This window comes from Rhodanobacter sp. L36 (genome assembly GCF_009765755.1).
Classification (GTDB): Bacteria; Pseudomonadota; Gammaproteobacteria; order Xanthomonadales; family Rhodanobacteraceae; genus Rhodanobacter.
Genome location: NZ_LMUV01000011.1, coordinates 300,352 through 320,071, shown reverse-complemented (window position 1 = coordinate 320,071; position 19,720 = coordinate 300,352). Strand labels below are relative to the sequence as shown.

The window sequence follows — 19,720 nt, the reverse complement described above, 5'->3', positions numbered from 1 at the left end:
TACGGATCCTGTTCGCTGCCATGCTTTTTTTTGCTGGAGTGATGCATGCGCAGGCGATAGAACCGATGCCGTTTGCCAATCATGCGCAGGAGCTTCGCTTCCAGCATCTCACGGAGCAACTGCGCTGCCCGATGTGTCAGAACGAAACGCTGGCCGATTCAAACGCACCGATTGCACGTGATCTGCGTAACCAGATTTTCCAGATGATGCAGCACGGCAGCAGTGACGATCAGATCAAGCAATATCTGGTCGAGCGCTATTCGAAATTCGTGCTGTACGACCCACCATTGACTGCCGGCACCTGGCTGTTGTGGTTCGGTCCGCTGCTGTTTCTGCTGGCGGGCGCGATCGCGGTTGCGGTGGTGATTCGCAAGCGGGATCGCAGCGGCGCCATCGTTGAACCTTCAATCGAGAACGGGGACGACTGGTGAAAATCGTTTTCTTTCTCGTTGCCGCCGCGATGATCGCCACCGCGCTGATCGCGCTGCTGGTGCCGCTGGTGCGTCACGGCCGCCAATCAGGACGCCCACACGCATTCGTGCTGAGTCTGGTGATCGCCTTCGTGCTTCCGCTCGCAGCCGTGGGCCTGTATCTGTTGATCGGCACACCGGTCGCATTAAACGGTGTGCCGACCGAACCCGCGCAACCGCTTACTCTGAAGCAGGCCGTCACCGAATTGCATGCGCATCTGGCCGAACAGCCCGGTGATCTGAAGGGCTGGATGTTGCTCGCGCAGACCAGCACGATGCTGCACAACCCGGCCGATGCGCGTGATGCGTACGACCACGCGCTGAAGCTCGATCCCGAAAACGGCGAGGCGATGGTCGGCTGGGCCGAAGCCGATTCGATGATCCGCGACGACCACATGATCAATGGCCGCGCACTCGATCTGGTGAAGCGCGCGGTGCAGGCGCATCCGGACAACCAGCGCGGCTTGTGGCTGCTCGGCATCAGCGATTTCCAGCACGGCCAGTATCGCGATGCATCGGCAACATGGCGATTGCTGCAGCCGCAACTCGCACCCGGCTCGACCGTCGCCAAGGCGGTCGCCGAACAAATCGCCGTCGCCGATGCACGTGCCGGTGCCGCACCTGCCGAAGCTTCGAGCAGCGGCGCAATCCTCGCTGACACCCAAGGTGCATCGCTGCAGATACGCGTCAGTCTGTCGCCCGCGTTGACGAACAAGATTGCAGCGGGAGATGTGTTGTTCGTCTACGCCCGTGCGGAGCACGGCGCGCCGATGCCGCTGGCGGTGGCGAAACTCGATCCACACCAATTGCCAGCCAATGTCACGCTCACCGATGCGATGGCGATGGTGCCTGCGACGAAACTGTCGTCCGTGAAGCGCGTTTTCGTCGGCGCGCGGATCAGCCACAGCGGCCAACCGATTGCACAGGCCGGCGATCTCGAAGGCGACGCCGGCGTGGTCTCCGTAGACGCCAGCGCACCGATCGCGATCCGCATCGACAAGGTTCACCCATGACACAGGACGCGCGCCGTTATTTCGCCCTGCCCTCGCCGTTCTCGATGAAGCGCGGCGGCGAGCTTCGCGAAGCGCACGTTGCCTACGAAACCTGGGGCGAACTCAACGCGGCGCGCGACAACGCCGTGCTGGTGCTCACCGGTCTTTCGCCGAGCGCGCACATGACATCATGCGAAACCGATCCATCTCCCGGCTGGTGGCAGGACATGGCCGGTCCGGGCAAGGCGATCGATACCTCGCGCTGGTTCGTGATCTGCGTAAACTCGCTCGGCAGCGACAAGGGTTCCACGTGTCCCGCGTCGATCGATCCCGTCACCGGCAAAGCGTATCGATTGAGCTTTCCCGAGCTCGCACTCGAGGATGTCGCCAACGCCGCGCACGCTGCCGTCGCCAGCCTCGGCATCACGCAACTCGCCTGCCTGATCGGCTGCTCGATGGGCGGCATGAGCGCGCTCGCATACATGTTGCTGCACCCCGGCAGCGTGCGCGCGCACATCAGCGTGGACACCGCACCGCAAGCGCAGCCCTTCGCCATCGCAATCCGCTCGTTGCAGCGGGAAGCAATTCGCCTCGATCCTGGTTGGAACGACGGCAGTTACGATATTCACGCGGCAGAAGGCGGTGTTTATCCAGATACCGGCATGAGCATCGCGCGCAAGCTCGGCGTCATCACCTATCGATCGGCGATGGAATGGAACGGACGCTTCGCACGCATCCGGCTCGATCCGGATCAGCGCGAAGAGGAGCCGTTCGGCCGCGAGTTTCAGGTGGAGTCGTATCTCGAAGGCCACGCGCAGCGCTTCGTGCGCAACTTCGATCCCAACAGTTATCTCTATCTCTCGCGCGCCAGCGACTGGTTCGACATGGCCGAATACGGCAACGGCAGCGTGCAAGAAGGATTGAAGCGCATCCGCATCGAACGCGCGATGGTGATCGGCGTCAGCACCGACATCCTGTTCCCGCTGCAACAGCAAGAACAGATTGCGCAGGGACTGGAAGCCGCAGGCGCAGCGGTGGAATTCGTGGCGCTGGATTCACCGCAAGGCCACGATGCATTCCTGGTGGACATCGAAAATTACAGCCACGCGATCGGCGGATTTCTGTCGCGACTCTGAAAGTTTGTCGGCGCGTAGCGAAGCAGGCTTCGATGTTCCATCAACCGCTTCGATGCGCGACCGCGCGGCAACTACTCAGGCCTTCTTCATCAGATCACCGCCACGGCACGACGGACTTGGCGTCGGCGATATCGAAAGCATGCTGAAGCTGTTGGTGTCGGAACGTATGCGGAAATATCGCGATTCCGAATCGCCCTGCGATTCAAGTGGCGCCAGGTCGAGCTGAACCTGATAGACATTCCGATCGTCCGTGCACGATCGCACCGCGCCGAAAGTGAAACTCTTCGAATTATTTTTCGCGCCGTAATCCGCAGCCAGTTCCGCGTGCATGCGTCCAAGCTCATGCAAGGCCGATGGATCGCTCCATTCCTTCGCCTCGTGCCATTCGACCTGCAGCCATTCGTCGACAAAGTCACGCCCATTGAGCGCGACCGGCTGCACGCGCGTGACAGTATTTCCGTCGATTCGATACCGAAAAATGCCGGTGCGCGTCATCACATCCATGTCGCGCATGCCGACTTCGGCACGCAACTCGAAACCATCGGCCTTCGGCTTGAGCGCGGGTTCGGCATCACCGATCACATAGCCGTGCTGCTGATGGAACAGCGAGTGCGGACTGTCGACTTTCGCACCCGACGCGAGGACGTCCAGATCAAAGCCACTCCATCGCGAAGTGCACCATGGCGTGCCGTGGAACACTACGAGTCTGGGCGTCGCGCCGGACAACACGAGTGTCTTGAATCCAGCGCCGAACGCACCGGATATCTTGTCGTATTCCCCGCTGCGCCACCGCATTGCCGGTCGCCATGCACCATCTCGAGATGCGTAGACGAGGAGCAGATTGTCGTCGCCGCATTCGATCGAAAATCCGAGCTGCACCAGCAACCACTGTGGTGCGTTTTCAGGTTGCTGCACGGACACGATGATGTCGCTGCCGTAGGGCGCGGAAGCGTCCGGCTTCGGCTGCAAATTTTTCAGCGACGCCGTGAGCTCGGTCTGCATGCTGGCGACATCCGGCTTGGCGCTGTCTGCACACGCCAGGCGCGCATCGATCCATGCGGTCAGCGCGTCCTTGAGCATGCGGATATCGGTGCGGACCGCCGGAGGCACGTCGGTATCCATGTCCTCGACGGGCTGCGCCTGCAGATGCGCCTGCGCCTGCGCCACGGTCGCAAGTGGCGCCGCCAACAGGCAGTTCGTTGCCGCATGCAGCGGCGTCCACGCCAGCCATGCCAGCACTATCGCGATCAGGTTCCTGCGCATCGCTCTCTTCCTTTGTTCAGGCACAAGGCGTCGCGGCTGGTGCGCATCGATTCCGCCTATGGCTCGTTCGGCGCCTATAATGCCTCCTGCATCACGCATTCCGCTCCACCGATGGACACGCCTCTATGCTCACCCTGGATTTCCCCGGCAGCCGCACGCTGATCGACGCGATCGACAGCGCCGTCGCCAAGCCCAACACCCACGAACTCACCGACAGCCTGCGCAACAGCCTGTGCCGGCTGATCCGCGACAATGAGGTCAAGCTGCCCGACTGCGTGTTCGAAGCCTGCGCCGATCACTACGCGCGTCGTGAGTTGTATCGCAGCGACGAGCACGGCTACTGCGTGGTAGCGATGACCTGGGGGCCGGGCCAGGGCACGCCGATCCACGACCACGACGGCATGTGGTGCGTCGAAGGCGTGTGGAACGGCGCGCTGGAAATCGTGCAGTACGAACTGCTCGAGCACGACGCCCAGCACTATCGCTTCCAGCCGATCGGCTCGATCCAGGCCGGCGCCGGTTCGGCCGGCAGCCTGATTCCGCCGCACGAATACCACAGCATCCGCAATCCCAGCGACAAGTCGGTCACCGTGAGCCTGCATATCTATTCCGGCCCGATGACCCAGTGCGCGGTATTCCAGCCACTGCCCGAGGATCGCTGGTACGAGCGCGACGTCCGTGTGCTGGGACTCGACCGCGTCCACTGAACCCGGCATAATTCGCAGCTCACACATGCCGGTGTGGCGGAATGGTAGACGCGGCGGACTCAAAATCCGCTTGTGGTGACACAGTGGAGGTTCGAGTCCTCTCACCGGTACCAAATGCTTGTGATCAATCGTTGAATGGTAAAAAGGCGTCCAGGACAGTTGCCTGAGACCGCGAATGCATCTGGACCGTTGCGAGAGTTATCGATCTCGACTTGACCGACGGACGAACAAAAAGCCCCTGCGAATGGGGCTTTTTTTATAGGTCACGGGTTTTTGCAGAAACGAAAGGCGAAGCCCGGCCGGCGGTAAGCTACGGGCATCCGAAAAAGCAGGATCAGCGGAGGACGGTATGGAAACCGACAGCAATCGAATCGCGCGGCTGGAACGCCTCGCGATGGAAAATCTGGGCGCGCTCAACGCCCTGAGCCTGATGATGCAAGCGCTCATCGCAACTCACTCGCGTCCGCGAGACGCACTCATCGCTTTCGACCTGTTTCTGTCCAACTACGAAACGAGTGCCTTGGACCTTGGATTCGAAAGTGGCCACCCCACCGGCAGTCCGAAACTGGCCCTCGACAGCCTGAGACCGCAAGCGGATTTCTACCGCGATGCGTTGCTTGCCGCGATCCGCTATTAGGGTCAATTGCTCCTGCAGGCCACTTGCCCTTCCAACAACGCCGGCGTTGCAACACGTCGCCACGTTCAGACGTCCGAATCCTTACCGGGCAGAATGCCAGCGAACAGCTCACGCAGACTCTGGCGGATGACGCCCACTTCATTGGGATCGCCTTTGCGCAATGCCGTCATATATGCCTTGGCCTGCGACCAGGTGATATGTGGCGGAAGCGGCGGCACGTCGGGATCAGATTCGAATTCGATCAGTACGGGGCGATCCGCTGAAAACGCTTCGTCCCAAGCGCGTGCGATGTCTTCGGGTCGCTCGACGCGGATGCCCTTGAAGCCGAGCATTTCGGCGTACGCCGCATAAGGAAACGCCTCGACGTTCTGCGCGGGCTCGAACTTGGGATCGCCGGCCAGGGCACGTTGCTCCCAGGTCACCTGGTTGAGGTCGTGGTTCGAGAGCACCATCACCACGAAGCATGGATTCTTCCACTGTTTCCAGTATTGCTTGACGGTGACGAGCTCGGCGTTGCCGTTCATCTGCATCGCGCCATCACCCACGATCGCCAATACCGGGCGCTCCGGATGCGCCATCTTCGCGGCGATCGCATACGGAACGCCGCTGCCCATCGTGGCCAGTTTGCCCGACAACGAAGCCATCATGCCTTTCCGCAGTTTCAGATCGCGCGCGTACCAGTTGGTGTGAGAACCACAGTCGCCGCAGATGATGGCTTGATCCGGCAACTTCGGCGACAGCTCCCAGAAGATGCGTTGCGGGTTGATTGGACTGGCCGGCTCCATCGCTTTCGCTTCAAGCGCTCGCCACCACTTGCGCACGTTGAGTTCGATGCGTTCGCGCCAAGCCGGATCTTCTTTTACATGCAGCAATGGCAGCAACGAAGCGAGCACCGCCTGGCTGTCACCAATGAGGTTGACTTCGGCGGGATAGCGCATGGAGACGTTGCGTGGCGCGATGTCGATTTGCACCGCGCGCGCCTGACCATCTTCGGGAAGGAATTCGGAATACGGAAACGTCGTACCGATCATCAGCAGCGTGTCGCAGTCGTTCATCATTTCCCAGCTTGGCTTGGTGCCCAGCAGGCCGATGCTGCCGGTGACGAACGGGAGATCGTCCGGCAACACCGCCTTGCCCAGCAGCGCCTTGGCGACGCCGGCACCGAGCCGGTTGGCCACGGCGGTAACTTCATCCCCCGCCTTCAACGCACCCGCACCGACGAGGATCGCGACACGCTTGCCCGTATTGAGCACTTCGGCCGCGCGTTGCAGTTCGGTGAGGCTGGGAACCGGATGGGCTTTTGCGTAGCCGATGCCGGAATACACCACGCCGTTTTCGCGCGGCGGACTTTCAACGGCCGTCAGCTCCTGGATGTCGTTGGGAACGATCACGCAGGCGACGGTGCGTTCCGCAGCCGCGATGCGAAACGCGCGATCGATGACGTGACGCACCTGGGTCGGCGATGCGATGGTTTCGACATAGCCAGCGAGATCCTTGTAAAGCGATTGCAGGTCGACCTCCTGCTGGAAATCGCTGCCCAACGCACTGCGCTTGCTCTGACCAACGATGGCGACGACCGGCATGTGATCCATCTTCGCGTCGTACAGGCCATTCAACAGATGGATCGCGCCGGGGCCCGAGGTGGCGAAGCACACGCCGACCTCACCCGTGAACTTGGCATGCGCGCCTGCCATGAAGGCCGCCATTTCTTCGTGGCGCACGCGAATGTAATCGAAGCGATCGGCGGCCCGACCCATCGCTCCCATCAACCCGTTGATGCCGTCGCCGGGATAACCGAAGACCCGCTTGATTCCCCAGTCGCTCAAGCGCTGAAGAATCAAATCACCGACCGTTGGTTTCATCGCGTTCGCCATGCAGGGCAAGATGCGAAAAACTAGGCAGGCCACGGTGAATGCGTGGTGTTCGATCGATGACGATTCTGGCTCGGCCGATGAGCTGGACGACTCAGGCGTCGCTGTCGCGCTCGACGTCCTCGCCGTAGTGCGACGGGCCATCGTCCGGCAACTCGACATCCTGGTCGTCTTCGGTCGGCGGGCGCTGTTCTTCGGGCGACGAACGCGGCACGCCGGGCACGCTCGGCTCTGGGCCTGTATCAATGCCTGCGACGTTTTCGACCGGCTTGCCGTCGATATCGGCCTGATCGAATTCGCGCTTCACTTTATGCGGCGGCGGTACGTGGAAAGATGAATCGTTCTGCATCGTTTTTCGCTCCCTGCTGGTTTCACGCAATCTGCCACACACGGTCGTTGCGCGCGCGTGCACTCCATGTTCGACCGGGTTGACGCGCACTTCACTCGACGCGTCGCGGCCCGCCACGTGAAGACCGGTTGAGGAGATTCGCGTCATCGCTTCATGTGTCGCCGACTTGCCTTGGTCGATGCTCGCTGCACACTCGACTCAAGCGGACATGGCAATGACAGGCAAACAGCGCGATACGAAAAAAGATGGCGACGGTAGCAAGGTTGCCAAAAATGGCGGAGGCATCAAGTTCGCTGGAGCGAACGCGAAAAAGGTCAACCCCCAAGCAGGAGCGTCGAAAGGCGCTGTCAAAGGACCGGGACCCTCGCTCGATACAGGCGGCGGACGCGACCCGCATGACGGTCGCGCGCACCAAGGCTTCACCGGGGACGATGGTGCGCATCCATCCACCGACACTTCCGGCAGTCCGTCCTCGTTGCAGCCGGGCGCCGCTGGCGATCTTGGTGCGCAAGGCGACACTCGCAATCACGCGATGCCCGTGGGCAACGCCGAGCGCGTGACCGGTTCGCATAGTCCCAACGCAGGCGGCATCGAGGGATCGCCGGGTGGTCCGAAGAAAGGACCCAAACGCATACCGGGCGATGACGATCCGAAGGATGCATTGGCTGACCGGCCGAACACGCACAACGCCCAACGGAAATCGCAAGTCTGATCTGGCTGCGAGTCGAAGAGAATCGTGCGTGCGGATTCTGTTCGACTCGCGGACGGACTATCGCTTACGGACGAAGGTCCAACGCGTCGCGCAAACGCTGTCCGGCAAATCCCTGTGCTTCGCGAGCTTTCAACACCACGGCGCTGCAACCAAAGAATTCGTGCGTCACGCCGGTGTAGATTTTCCGCTCGACGGATACGCCGGCCTTCTTCAACGCGTCCTCCAGCATGCCGCCATCGCTGCGCAGCGGATCGAGGGTTGCGTTGATGATGGTCACTGGCGGCAGGCCGGTCAGATCGGCATTCACCAGATCGATCCGGGTGTCGCTCTTTTCGTCGTCGTTGTTGAGCAGGTGCCCCACGAACCACTCGACCATCGCCTTGTTGAGCGGCTTGGCAATCGCGTTCTCGATGTACGACTCGGTGTGCATGCTGCCAGTTTGCGCGACGGGATAGACCGCGAGCACGTGACGTGGTGAGGGGTAGCCAGAGCCGAGGATCGCGAGTGCCGTCGCCATCGCAAGATTGGCGCCGGCACTTTCGCCGGCAAGCGCCATGCGTTTCGGATCGCCATGCAGGCGTTCGGCATGCTCGGCCGCCCACTGATAGGTGGCGAACGCGTCATCCCACGCTGCGGGAAACTTATGTTCCGGGGCCAGCCGATAATCCACCGACACGACGATGGCCTGCACTTCTTGCGCCAGTGCGCGTGCGCCGGCGTCATACACTTCGGCGCTGGCGATCACCCATCCGCCGCCATGGAAATAGACAATGATCGGCAGGTTGTCCTTGCCCACCGGCGTGTAGACGAAGGCGTGGAGATCGCCGTTGGCTGTGCTGATCGTCTCGTCGCTGCGCACCACGCCGGGGATCAGCTCCTCCGGATCGGTCGACTTGCCCTGCTTCTGCAGAAGATGATTCACCGCGTCGGTGATGGTCGGCTGTGCGCGTGCTTCCGCGACGCCGAGCTTCTCGATCGCTTTCGGGCCCAAGTCCTCGTGTGCCTTCGCCAGATCGTGCATGTCGTCGTCGGCGCGCAATGCACCAATCGCGTCGGATACGGCGTTGATGATGGGATTGGGTTTGCCTTGGTCGCTCATGAAGCCTCCTGATCAAATTGCGCAATTTTTATCGGCGAATTGCCATGAAGCCCGTGGAAGCACGAGCGACATGGTTAGTTACGGCGACGGAGGCATTCCGGTTGCGCATTCACGCGTTTGCATTCAGCGACTGCCTTGCATCGTGCAATGCGGGTGAAGCGCCAACCGCGGTGCCTTCCGTCGATGGCGTGATCAGTCGCCACACCGATCAATCACCTCGATTTGATTTGTCCACGTGCACTTTCCCCTCCTATCAGAGGGTGTCCACGTTGCGTATCGATCCTGAGCAGAACTCCGGGAGACGCTGTCTTCTCCACACGCCGTCGCGAGCTGCCGGCCTGACTGTCAACGTGCGTTTCGAGCTTTCCCACGCGCATGCGCAGTGCATGCTCCAATCGAATCTCGTGGCGCGAGGCGAAAATGCGCCATCACTGGCGATGGGACCGGCCGACGTGGTCATTGCCATTCCCGTACATAACGAAATCGATCGCATCGATGCCTGCGTGCATGCGCTTTCGCAGCAGCAGGCATTCAGCTTCCTGGCCACGAACCGGGCAGCACGAATCCGCGCGGTTTTCCTGGTCAACAACAGCACCGACGGCACCGCCGAATGGCTTCTGCAGCATCTGCACGAATGGCCGCTGGCGGCGGTGGTTATCCAGGTGGATCTGCCCGATGCCGAACGCAGCGCGGGTCGCGCGCGCTGGCTCGTTAATCATGCGGCAATGGACATGGCGCATGCGGCGCATGGTCAACTCTTCATGACGGACGCCGACAGCTGCGTGCCGAACGACTGGGTGCGTCGCTACAGCCGGATGCTCGAACAGGGTTGGGATGCGATTGCCGGTTGCGTCGCGATCAACCAGGACGACTGCGAGCAGATCGTGAGTTCGCTGGATCATCGCAATCATCTGGAAGCTTGCTACACCGGGTTGATCGATGAACTGGAATCGCTGCTCGATCCGGTGCATCACGATCCGTGGCCGCGCCACTTCAACGCATCCGGCGCCAGCCTCGCCACAACGATGGCGGCGGTGCGACGACTCGACGACTTGCCTTCGCTGGCCTGTGGCGAAGACCGCGCGTTCATCCGAGCCATGGAAGCGCTGGACCTTCACGTGCGCCACGAAACCATGATTCCGGTTCGGACGTCCGGACGTCTGTTCGGCCGGGCGAAAGGCGGCATGGCCGACACCTTGCGGCATCGCTCGCACGTGCCCGACGCATGGTGTGACGATCGCCTGGAGCGTGCGGATCGCGCCTACCTTCGCGCATCGCTGCGCGCCACCTGGCGACAGCTGCACCTGCATCGCAAACCCGAACGCGTGCTGATCGAACAATTCGCAGCCGATCTCGGCGTGTCGCTGCACATCGTCGGAATGGCGGCGGAGCTCGAAACATTCGGCGCCTCTTGGCACGCGCTGGAAGCGGCCTCGCCGCGCCTGGTACGACGCGCGATCGCGCCCTCTCATCTGGCGCTTGAAATCCAGCGGGCACAGGATCTTCTTCGAACCGTGCGCCGTGGCGTGCGGCCGAACTGGCGCGAGCCGGACATACGCGATATCGATGCGGACGGCCCCGATACGAGCGTACCGATGGACTTGGGGATGAGCGCATGAACGTCGCCCCGGCCCATGCGCGACGATCGGTCAACGAACCGCTGATCGATTCGCTCGCCCGTGTGACAAATGATCTCGCCAAGGCGGCGCGCGAAGACGATCAGTCCGAAAGTTTTCCGACCAAGGCGATCTCCTTGCTGCAGCAGGCCGGATGCACGAAAGCCGTGCTGCCGAAAGTCTGGGGCGGTCGATGCCTGGGCTGGCGCCCGACATCGCGGGCGACGCTGCTCGATGTGCTGCAGGCCATCGGTGGCGTGCATCTGTCGGTGGCGCGTTTGTTCGAAGGCCACGTCAACGCCTTTCAACTGCTCTGGACATTCGGCACCTCGGCACAACGCGACGCGCTCTGTGCGCATGTGCATGGTGGCGGTTTGCTCGGTGTGTGGAACGCGCCTTCGCCGCGCGGCGAAATGTCGTTGACGGGACATCCACCGGCCGCTTTCCGGCTGCAAGGTTCCAAGGCTTATGCATCGGGTGCGGGACATATCGAACGGCCACTGGTGACCGCGAAACACGAGCAACTCGGCACTGTCATGGTGTGGCCGTTGGATTCGTACGTAACCGGACCGGCCAGCGAATGGAGTATGCAGGGCATGCGCGCGTCGACGACGCGTTCAGTGACATTCAATAGCGCGATCACGTCGGATCAGGTGTTCGGCGCGGCCGACGATTATCATCGCCAGCCAATTTTCTCCGGCGGTGCCTGGCGTTTTCTTGCCGCGCAACTCGGCGCCGGACGCGCCTTGCTCGATGTAATGCGGCTGACGCTGGTGCAACGCGGACGCGCCGACGATGCGCATCAACGCGCGCGCATGGCTGAAGGTGCTGCCGCGATCGAGACGGCGCGACTCTGGGTCGAAGTTGCATCAAGCGCCTCGTTCGACGATGCACTCGAAGCCGCCGAGGTCATTGCCAAGGTCGACATGGCGCGCATGGTCGTGGAGCGGCAGTTGCTCGACGTACTTGAAATCGTCCAGCGCTCGGTCGGCTTGAGCGCGTTCTCCCGGGCCAGCGAGCTCGAACGCATCGCGCGGGATCTGGCCACTTATCTGCGCCAACCCGCGCCCGACGGTTTGCGCGATGCGATCGGCCGTCGCGCCTTCGACGCACCGATTCATCCGACGCCGGGCCTGCACGATGATCTCAAGCGCTGACTATCACCTCGCGCTGGAAAATCTTCCGGTGGCGACCTTCGAATCGCTGGTCGGCGATCGCACGATTTTCGTCATCGCACCGCATCCGGACGACGAGAGCATGGGCTGCGGTGGCCTGCTCGCGTGGGCGGCGAGTCACGGCCGGCGCGTGGAAGTCTTGTTCCTCACCGACGGCGAAGCCTCGCATCCCGGGTCGGCCGTCGTCCCCGCCATCCAGCTTGGAAAAATCAGGATGCGCGAAGCCATCGCCGCGGCGGAACATCTTGGCGTGCCTTCCGGCAGCCTCGACTTCATGCACCTGCCTGATGGTTCGTTGCCGGGCATGAGCGACCACGCGTTCAGCACCATCACCGAGCAACTGCGACTGGTAATCGGGAAACTCGCGCCGTGCATGGTATGCGTCACCGCATCCACCGATCCGCATGGCGATCACCAGATGGCGCATCGACTCGCTGTTGCCGCCATGAGCGGCCTGGAACATTGCCGGCTGCTTGCGTATCCGGTGTGGAGCTGGGTTTTGCCGGCGGGCGAGAACGTTGCCGATCCGCACGGTTTTCGCGTGGACATCGCGGAGGCACGTGAAAAAAAACGCGGCGCCATTGCCGCGCATGCCAGCCAGCATGGCCGCGTCGTGACCGATTCACCGAAGGCGTTCGTGCTCCCTAAACGACTGCTTGATCGACTCGATCGAGGCTACGAGGTCTACCTTGAAGCCTGAGTTCGACGGACAGTATTTCGAAAACCTGTACGCGGAACATGCGGATCCGTGGAATTACGCCGACAGTCCGTACGAGGCGCAGAAATATGCAGCCACCATCGGCGTGTTGCCGCGCGCCACGTATCGTCGCGGACTGGAACTCGGATGCTCCATCGGCGTGCTGACGGCGCGGCTCGCCCGACTCTGTGACGCACTGACGGCGGTGGATATCAGCGAACGCGCGCTGACGATCGCAATGCAGCGCTGCGCGGATTCACGCGTGACGTTCGTGCATGCGCATCTGCCCGACGGCGAATGGAACGCGCCGTTCGATCTGCTGGTTCTCTCGGAAATTCTTTACTACCTCGAGCCCGATGCGATCGATCGACTCGCGTCGCGACTCACGCACCAGGCAGATCGCGGCGCCGACGTGGTGCTTGCGCACTGGACCGGAGAAACCAATTACCCGATGACTGCCGACGCGGCGGTCGAGCGCCTGCGCTCGTCGATGCCCGTGTCAGTGCTGGAGGAAGTGCGCCATCCCGAATACCGTCTCGACCTGTGGCGGTTCCACTGAGCCGCCATGCAGGTCGACCGACGTTACAACTCGCGCACGATGCGGAAACCGACGCGGCCGCTGCGTGCATCGCTGTCGACGCCCTGCCGGTAAGCCGAATCGACCTGTTCCGGCGAGCTGCCCCATGAGCCGCCGCGCACCACATGCGCGCTGCAACCCGGATTGATCCACGCGCTGCTGTCACTTGGTGCGCGCACGTAGTTCTCGTGCCAGCAGTCCAGCGCCCATTCGGACACGTTGCCGTTGATGTCGAACAGGCCAAACGGATTGGCGACGAAACTCATCACCGGCGCCGGACCCCAGAAGCCGTCCTTGTAGCCTCGGAACGAATGACTCCAGCGTCGGCCGCTGTGCGATCGATCGCCGGAACCGGTGAGGTTTTCAACCGGATGCGTCGGCATGTCGTCGCCCCACCAATAGCGAGTGTGCGTGCCGCCGCGCAACGCGTACTCGAATTCGGTTTCGCTGGGCAGCCGATAGACCTTGCCGGTGCGCTGGCTGAGCCAGTCGGCATACGCCTTGGCATCGTTCCATGAAATGTTGACGACCGGCAGATTGCCCGCGGCCGGATGTCCGGCGTAGTCGTCCTCCCAGCTGGCCTGATCGTCTTCGCGCAATGCGCCGCTGCGCTCGTCGTACACGCTCGCGCCGCCGAGCTTGACCGACTCGGGCACATAGCCGCTGGCGCGCACGAATTCGCGGAACTGATCCACGGTGATCGCGCTGCGTGCCATCGCGAAACCCTTGTCGATGGTGACCCCGTGCTGCGGCAACTCGGTGTCGTTGTGCGCGTCGTCATTGTCCGGCGCGCCCATCTGGAAACTGCCGGTGGGAATCACCACCATCGCCGGCGTCTTGCCCGGCAGGTCGACATAGCGATCGCTGAACACCTGCCCCGGCTTGTAGCTGGCGTAGAGGCGCGCATTGGTGAGCTGTTCGTCGAGATCGGCCAGCGTCGCCAGACCCGGATCAATCGATCGTGCCTGCTCCGCCAGTTTGGTCGCAAGTGCGCGGTTGCCCGCATCGAGCGCGGAATGCGCCTGCGCCAGGATGCCGCTGGCGCGTTGCTCACGCATGTCGTCGACGCGCTTGCGCACGTCCACCATCTGCTGCGAGCCGGGGCGAATCAAGTCGGCTTCGGTCAGCGCCTTGTCCGCATCCGCGAAACTGTTCTGCGCGACCGCTGCGAGTGCGCGATCGAGCACCGCGCGCTGCACCTGGAAAATGCCCTGCTCCGCCACCGCATTCTGCGGGTCCAGTTTCTGCACATCGCGATAGAGACCGAGCGCGCTGCCGCCGGCCGGCTGGTCGGCCTTGCCTTGTGCGAGCAGGCCGGCCGCACTCGCCAGCATCGGCCGCACCTTGGCCAGCGTCTTCAGGCTCGTTTCGAGTTGCGTGACTTCATCGCTCGCATTGGGCAGCGTGCGCAACGCGTTCAACAGATCGGTCGCCGAATCGGCGTCGCCGACCGCGATGTCCTGATCGATGCCGGCGACCAGCCGCGCACGCACGTCGAACAGACCTTGTGCTGCGCGACGGCTATCCGGCTTGTCCTTCAGCGCCAGCGCGAACAGCGCGGCGGCGCTGTCCTTGTCGCCAACGAGTTGCCCTGCATGCAACGCCTTGGTCGCGCGCGTGAGCAAAGCCTGGACGGCCGGCGTATCCGCGCTGAGCTGTTCGGGGAGATCCGCGTTCTTGCTGCTGCGCGCGGCGATCACGGCGGTCGGCGCCAGCGTCAACGGCGGCCCGGCGTTGGCTTCATCGATGGCCGTCGCACTCTGCAGCGGCGGCGCCACGCCCGCAGGCATCACGCCCATCGACATCGACCGGCGCGGCGCCTGGGTCGGATCGACATGAAAGACGCGCGGAAAAAAGTGGTACGTCAACGCGCAACCGAGCACGACGATGCCGAGCGATCCCCCGAGAGCGCGCTGACGGCGCAGGGTTGCGTTGCTTGGCATGGATGGGCGTCCTCGGTGCGGCCTGTTATGGTGCGCCGTCACCATAGGCACAAACCGCCGACAGGGCAATCCACGCCCTGCACCAAGGATCAGCATGTCGTTGCCCGAAGCACCCGATGCCGAATGGATCGACCATCGTGACGCACTGGACGCCTGGCTTGCCGCGCTCCCGGAGGATGCCGCGATCGGGCTCGACACCGAGTTCATGCGTCGCAATACTTTCTATCCGCAACTCGCGCTGCTGCAACTGGGATGGAACGGACGCTTCGCGCTGATCGATCCGCTCGCGTTCGACATCGGCGATGCGTTGCAGCCGCGGCTCGGCACGGGCACGGCCATCACCGTCATGCACAGCGCCGGCGAAGATCTCGAAACACTTTCGCCACTCCTGCCCGATGGACCATGCGTGCTGTTCGACACGCAAATCGCCGCTGCATTCGTGGGCATGGGGCTGGGCATCAGCTATCGCGCGCTGGTCGCTGAACTGGCTGGCGCAGATCTGGACAAGGGCGAAACGCGTTCGGACTGGCTGCAGCGTCCACTCACCGCTTCGCAACGCAGCTACGCCGCGCTGGATGTGGTGTATTTGCAGACCATCCACGAGCAACTGACCGAACGCCTGCGGCAACGCGATCGCAGCGCATGGTTCGCGGAAGATTGCGAACGGCTCCGGCGCCGTGCCAGTCATCGTGTGGGCGATCCGCAACCGCAACGCGCGCTGCGTGGTGCGGCCGACTGGCCGCTCGATCAACAGGCCATGCTGCGTCGCCTTCTGCTCTGGCGCGACCGCAGCGCACGCCGACTCGATGTGCCGCGCCCGTGGTTGATGGATGACGCACTGGCGCTCAGTCTCGCCCAGCATCCGCCCGTCGACGCCGCCGATCTCGATCAGCGCAGTCGCGGCCAGCGCGCGCTGCGTGCGCCACAACGCGCCGAACTGCTCGCGCTGATCGCGTCGCCCGTTGATGCCGACGAGCTCACAACCACCGCGCGCATTCCCGGCCATCCGCAAGGCGATTCCAAAAAAGCCCTCAGCGACATGAAGCACCACATCGACACACTTGCCGGCAAGCTCGACCTGCCCCCTGGCTTGCTATGTCCGCGCAAGGCGCTGGAAGAATACGTCGTCACCGCCGAATGGCCCGAGCTGCTTGAAGGCTGGCGTCGTGAGGTGCTGCACGATCTGCTGGTCGGGCTGCTGCCGGGTTGAGTTGAATCGCGCGTTGTCATTCCAGCACGATCGCCATCGTGGATGGGTACGCGACTTTCGAAAATCCGCAACCGGTCATTGGGAGATGTGGCGCTTGTTTTGGGAATGCGGCCGCCGACGTCGGTCAATGGTTTCTGATGCTTGAAAGTTCAGGCTTTGAAGCAGTTTGCCCTTTCACCGCAGCGCCAAATGCCGCTGCGTCCCTGTCAGCTCACGAACCAGAGACACACACGCGGCGATGCTCTCATCTTTCCAGACAGGGGTTGAACCGTGGCCGACACCGCTCGTGGTGGCAAATTCGTGTTCCTGCGCCGACTCAGCGGCGGGTTGATCACCGGTGCCGCCGACGACGATCCGAGCGGCATCGCCACCTACTCCCAGGTTGGGGCCGCCTACGGCTACGCGACGATCTGGAGCCTGTGTCTCGCGATGCCGCTGATGATTGCCATCCAGGCGATCAGCGCCCGCATCGGCCGGGCATCGGGCAAGGGCATCGCGGACAACATGCGCAACCACTATTGGCGTGGCTGGGCATACATGCTGGTTTTCGCCGTGGTCGTCGCCAACATCATCAACCTCGCTGCGGATATCGGCGCCATGGGCGCGGCGCTCAAATTGCTGATCGGCGGACCCGCTCTGGCATACGCCACGTTGTTTGCCGTCGGCTCGCTGCTGCTCCAGATGTACGTGCCGTTTTCGAAATATTCGCCGTTCCTCAAGGTTCTGTGCCTGAGTCTTTTCACCTACGTGGCCACGGTCTTCATCGTGCACGTTCCCTGGGGCGAGGTGTTCAAGGGCATCGTGGTACCGAAGGCGTCTTTCGACGCGAAGTACGCGGTTGCCATCGTGGCCATTCTCGGAACGACCATCAGCCCGTTCCTTTTCATATGGCAGGCAGCGCAGGAGGTGGAAGAAATCAGGCAGGACGACAACGAGCGCAAGCCGCTGAAGGTCAAGCCCTCGCAAGGTCCGGATGCGATCAAGCGCATCGGCATCGACACGATTTCAGGCATGGTGTTTTCCAATATCGTATGCCGTCTTCTGCTTGAAAAAAAAAAGATCGTCCTGCACGCGCACGGGAAAACCGACATCAAGACCTCGGCCGAAGCCGCGGAAGCGCTGCGTCCCGTAGCCGGCAAGTTCGCTTTCGCGCTGTTCTCCGCGGGAATGATCGGAACCGGCCTTCTATGCGTTCCCATCCTCGCCGGATCGAGCGGCTACGCCGTGTGTGGCGCGCTGGGTTTGCGTTATGGACTGGCCCACAAACCGAGAGAAGCGAAAGCCTTCTACGGGATTCTCATCGGCGTGACGCTGGCGGGCATCGCGCTCAACTTCACTCCGATCGATCCGATCAAGGCCTTGTTCTGGAGCGCGGTGGTGAATGGCGTCGCCGCCGTGCCTTTGATGATCATGATCATGATCATGGCGATGAACCCGAAAGTCGTCGGCAAGTTCACGTTGAATCGTTCTTTAAAAATCTGGGGCTGGCTCGCGACAGCGGTGATGGGCATTGCCGCCGTGGCGATGTTCGCGACGATGGGCGCGTGAGGTCACCGCGAGCCCTGCGCCCGGGAGCTTCCGTGGATCGCAGCGGTGACTGGCGCCCATCGTCTTCGCAAGTCACACGGCCTGGCACTTGTAGCAATCCATGCACCTGAAGCACATGAAAAACCTTGCGGCTGTCGGCGCTCTTGGCGAACACCGTCGTGCGCTGCTAACATCCGCCGCTCACGTGGGGCGGTAGCTCAGCTGGGAGAGCGTCGCGTTCGCAATGCGAAGGTCGTGGGTTCGATCCCCATCCGCTCCACCACTCATCCAGCGAAAAAAGGGCCTCGAAAAATTCACGTTTTTCGGGGTTTTTTCGTTTCCGATCCTTAGAGATTCGAGAGACTTCAGCGGCCCGCATCGCCATGTTTCCGTGATTCAATGAACGAAACAATGATCGACAAATTCCGGCCGCGGTTACGCGATCACACTTTCACCGACATAAAGGCATCGACATGGAATACAGGCAGCTTGGCCGTTCCGGCCTCATGGTTCCGGCGCTCAGTTTCGGCACCGGCACGTTTGGCGGCAGCAACGAATTCTTTCAACGCTGGGGCCAGACCGACGTCGCAGCCGCGAGTCGTCTCATCGATATCTGCCTCGATGCCGGCGTCAATTTTTTCGACACAGCCGACATCTACTCCGAAGGCGCGTCCGAGGAAATTCTTGGCGCCGCACTGAAGGGACGTCGTTCGCGCGCCATCATTTCTTCCAAGGCAACGTTTCGCAACGGTGACGGCCCGAATGATGTGGGATCGTCCCGTTATCACCTGACGCGCGCCTGTGAGGCCAGCCTCAAGCGCCTGGGCACGGATCACATCGATGTGTATTTCATGCACGGCTTCGACGCCAAAACGCCGGTCGATGAAACATTGCGCACGCTCGACGACCTCGTGACCAGCGGCAAGATCGGCTACATCGGTGCGTCCAACTTCTCGGGCTGGCACTTGATGAAATCATTGTCGACGTCCGAGCGGCACGGGCTGGCACGTTATGTCGCCTACCAAGGCTACTACTCGCTGGTCGGACGGGAATACGAGTGGGAGCTGATGCCGCTGGGTCTTGATCAGGGTGTGGGCTTGATGGTCTGGAGCCCGCTGGGTTGGGGCCGGCTCACCGGAAAGATCAAGCGCAATCAGCCAGCGCAAAGCGGGCGCATTGCGTCCGGCGGGGCTACCGGCGGCCCGCAAGTGGACGACGAATATCTCTATACCGTGGTCGACGCGCTCGATGAAATTTCGCAGGAGACCGGGAAGACCATTCCTCAGGTCGCGCTCAACTGGTTGTTGAGTCGCCCGACTGTGGCGAACGTGGTCGTCGGCGCCCGCGATGAAGCGCAACTGCAGGCCAACCTCGGGGCTGTCGGATGGGCGCTGACGGTGGAACAGATGGCGAAGCTGGATCGCGCCAGCCATCGCGCGCCTGTTTATCCCTACTGGCATCAGCTCGGCTTCGGTGAACGGAATCCACCGCCGACCACTTGGTGATCTTGCCAGCCGCTCGTCCGAATCACAGCCTGATGAAATACGGCACGGCCATCAATGCCGCGCCGATCAACACCAGCCAGCCGGTGCTCGACACCGCGTACGGAAACACCATCAACGCCACTCCGCAGATGATCGGAACGACGGCGCGTTGCTTGCGTCCATAGACGAAGTAGCCCAGACCGATCGCGCCGAACAGCACACCCCAAAGCAGCGACGCGGTTGTCACGAAATTCT

General features: G+C 62.3%; 19 protein-coding genes and 2 tRNA genes. 15 read left to right on the top strand and 6 right to left on the bottom strand.

What is annotated here, in order from left to right; genetic code table 11:
* The first annotated feature begins 20 nt into the window (after positions 1–20).
* The 3 genes from GSQ73_RS11060 to GSQ73_RS11050 are packed head-to-tail and all read left to right on the top strand — an operon-like array spanning position 21 to position 2,598.
* On the top strand, positions 21–431 hold the full coding sequence (locus GSQ73_RS11060) for a cytochrome c-type biogenesis protein (protein ID WP_174236096.1): 411 nt from the start codon (positions 21–23) through the stop codon (positions 429–431).
* A complete protein-coding gene (locus tag GSQ73_RS11055; RefSeq protein ID WP_158883957.1) occupies positions 428–1,483 on the top strand; it encodes a hypothetical protein in 1,056 nt (351 codons plus the stop codon). The genes GSQ73_RS11060 and GSQ73_RS11055 overlap by 4 nt, the downstream gene beginning before the upstream one ends.
* Positions 1,480–2,598: a homoserine O-acetyltransferase gene (locus tag GSQ73_RS11050; RefSeq protein ID WP_158883955.1), complete on the top strand. Its 1,119-nt coding sequence runs from the start codon at positions 1,480–1,482 to the stop codon at positions 2,596–2,598. The genes GSQ73_RS11055 and GSQ73_RS11050 overlap by 4 nt, the downstream gene beginning before the upstream one ends.
* Before the next feature lie 75 nt (positions 2,599–2,673).
* Here the strand turns inward: GSQ73_RS11050 and GSQ73_RS11045 are convergent, their stop codons facing one another.
* Complete coding sequence (locus GSQ73_RS11045) at positions 2,674–3,861, bottom strand: hypothetical protein (RefSeq protein ID WP_158883953.1); 1,188 nt, start codon at positions 3,859–3,861, stop codon at positions 2,674–2,676.
* 125 nt (positions 3,862–3,986) lie between these two features.
* On the opposite strand from GSQ73_RS11045, the gene GSQ73_RS11040 reads away from it, so the two are divergent.
* The 3 genes from GSQ73_RS11040 to GSQ73_RS11030 all read left to right on the top strand — a co-directional run bounded on the left by GSQ73_RS11040 (position 3,987) and on the right by GSQ73_RS11030 (position 5,205).
* Positions 3,987–4,568, top strand: coding sequence for a cysteine dioxygenase family protein (locus GSQ73_RS11040; RefSeq protein ID WP_158883951.1), 582 nt, complete (start codon positions 3,987–3,989; stop codon positions 4,566–4,568).
* Positions 4,569–4,595: 27 nt separating this feature from the next.
* Positions 4,596–4,681: transfer RNA gene (locus GSQ73_RS11035), tRNA-Leu, on the top strand.
* 236 nt (positions 4,682–4,917) lie between these two features.
* Positions 4,918–5,205, top strand: a complete 288-nt coding sequence (locus GSQ73_RS11030; RefSeq protein ID WP_158883949.1) for a hypothetical protein — start codon at positions 4,918–4,920, stop codon at positions 5,203–5,205.
* Between the two features lie 65 nt (positions 5,206–5,270).
* On the opposite strand, the gene GSQ73_RS11025 is transcribed toward GSQ73_RS11030, so the two are convergent.
* Both GSQ73_RS11025 and GSQ73_RS11020 read right to left on the bottom strand, forming a co-directional pair.
* A complete protein-coding gene (locus tag GSQ73_RS11025; protein ID WP_158883947.1) occupies positions 5,271–7,067 on the bottom strand; it encodes a thiamine pyrophosphate-requiring protein in 1,797 nt (598 codons plus the stop codon).
* A gap of 103 nt (positions 7,068–7,170) precedes the next feature.
* Entirely contained in the window at positions 7,171–7,425 is a 255-nt protein-coding gene (locus GSQ73_RS11020) for a hypothetical protein (protein ID WP_158883945.1), read from the bottom strand.
* A gap of 214 nt (positions 7,426–7,639) precedes the next feature.
* On the opposite strand from GSQ73_RS11020, the gene GSQ73_RS11015 reads away from it, so the two are divergent.
* Positions 7,640–8,137 (top strand): hypothetical protein, encoded by a 498-nt coding sequence (locus tag GSQ73_RS11015; RefSeq protein WP_158883943.1) that lies wholly within the window; start codon positions 7,640–7,642, stop codon positions 8,135–8,137.
* A gap of 64 nt (positions 8,138–8,201) precedes the next feature.
* Here the strand turns inward: GSQ73_RS11015 and GSQ73_RS11010 are convergent, their stop codons facing one another.
* Positions 8,202–9,236, bottom strand: coding sequence for an alpha/beta hydrolase (locus tag GSQ73_RS11010; RefSeq protein ID WP_158883941.1), 1,035 nt, complete (start codon positions 9,234–9,236; stop codon positions 8,202–8,204).
* A gap of 386 nt (positions 9,237–9,622) precedes the next feature.
* Here GSQ73_RS11010 and GSQ73_RS11005 point away from each other — a divergent pair, with 386 nt between their 5' ends.
* From GSQ73_RS11005 to GSQ73_RS10990, 4 genes are read left to right on the top strand one after another with little or no spacing between them, the layout of a single operon-like run.
* Positions 9,623–10,855, top strand: a complete 1,233-nt coding sequence (locus GSQ73_RS11005) for a glycosyltransferase family A protein (protein ID WP_158883939.1) — start codon at positions 9,623–9,625, stop codon at positions 10,853–10,855.
* Positions 10,852–12,009, top strand: a complete 1,158-nt coding sequence (locus tag GSQ73_RS11000; protein WP_158883937.1) for an acyl-CoA dehydrogenase family protein — start codon at positions 10,852–10,854, stop codon at positions 12,007–12,009. Before GSQ73_RS11005 ends, GSQ73_RS11000 begins: the two co-directional genes overlap by 4 nt.
* On the top strand, positions 11,993–12,727 hold the full coding sequence (locus GSQ73_RS10995) for a PIG-L family deacetylase (RefSeq protein WP_158883935.1): 735 nt from the start codon (positions 11,993–11,995) through the stop codon (positions 12,725–12,727). The genes GSQ73_RS11000 and GSQ73_RS10995 overlap by 17 nt, the downstream gene beginning before the upstream one ends.
* Positions 12,717–13,283, top strand: coding sequence for an SAM-dependent methyltransferase (locus GSQ73_RS10990; RefSeq protein ID WP_216844767.1), 567 nt, complete (start codon positions 12,717–12,719; stop codon positions 13,281–13,283). The genes GSQ73_RS10995 and GSQ73_RS10990 overlap by 11 nt, the downstream gene beginning before the upstream one ends.
* Positions 13,284–13,306: 23 nt before the next feature.
* Here the strand turns inward: GSQ73_RS10990 and GSQ73_RS10985 are convergent, their stop codons facing one another.
* Positions 13,307–15,244: a formylglycine-generating enzyme family protein gene (locus tag GSQ73_RS10985; protein ID WP_158883933.1), complete on the bottom strand. Its 1,938-nt coding sequence runs from the start codon at positions 15,242–15,244 to the stop codon at positions 13,307–13,309.
* Between the two features lie 94 nt (positions 15,245–15,338).
* Between GSQ73_RS10985 and GSQ73_RS10980 the strand changes: the two genes are divergently transcribed.
* The 4 genes from GSQ73_RS10980 (at position 15,339) to GSQ73_RS10965 (ending at position 19,486) form a co-directional block, all read left to right on the top strand.
* Positions 15,339–16,454 carry an HRDC domain-containing protein gene (locus GSQ73_RS10980; protein ID WP_158883931.1) on the top strand — a complete coding sequence of 372 codons (1,116 nt, stop codon included), beginning with the start codon at positions 15,339–15,341 and terminating at the stop codon, positions 16,452–16,454.
* Between the two features lie 270 nt (positions 16,455–16,724).
* Positions 16,725–18,002, top strand: a complete 1,278-nt coding sequence (locus GSQ73_RS10975) for a divalent metal cation transporter (protein WP_158883929.1) — start codon at positions 16,725–16,727, stop codon at positions 18,000–18,002.
* A 186-nt stretch (positions 18,003–18,188) separates the two neighbouring features.
* Positions 18,189–18,264, top strand: a tRNA-Ala gene (locus tag GSQ73_RS10970).
* A 190-nt stretch (positions 18,265–18,454) separates the two neighbouring features.
* Positions 18,455–19,486 (top strand): aldo/keto reductase, encoded by a 1,032-nt coding sequence (locus GSQ73_RS10965; RefSeq protein ID WP_158883927.1) that lies wholly within the window; start codon positions 18,455–18,457, stop codon positions 19,484–19,486.
* Positions 19,487–19,508: 22 nt separating this feature from the next.
* Here the strand turns inward: GSQ73_RS10965 and GSQ73_RS10960 are convergent, their stop codons facing one another.
* Positions 19,509–19,712, bottom strand: a complete 204-nt coding sequence (locus GSQ73_RS10960) for a hypothetical protein (RefSeq protein WP_158883925.1) — start codon at positions 19,710–19,712, stop codon at positions 19,509–19,511.
* Positions 19,713–19,720 lie beyond the last annotated feature (8 nt).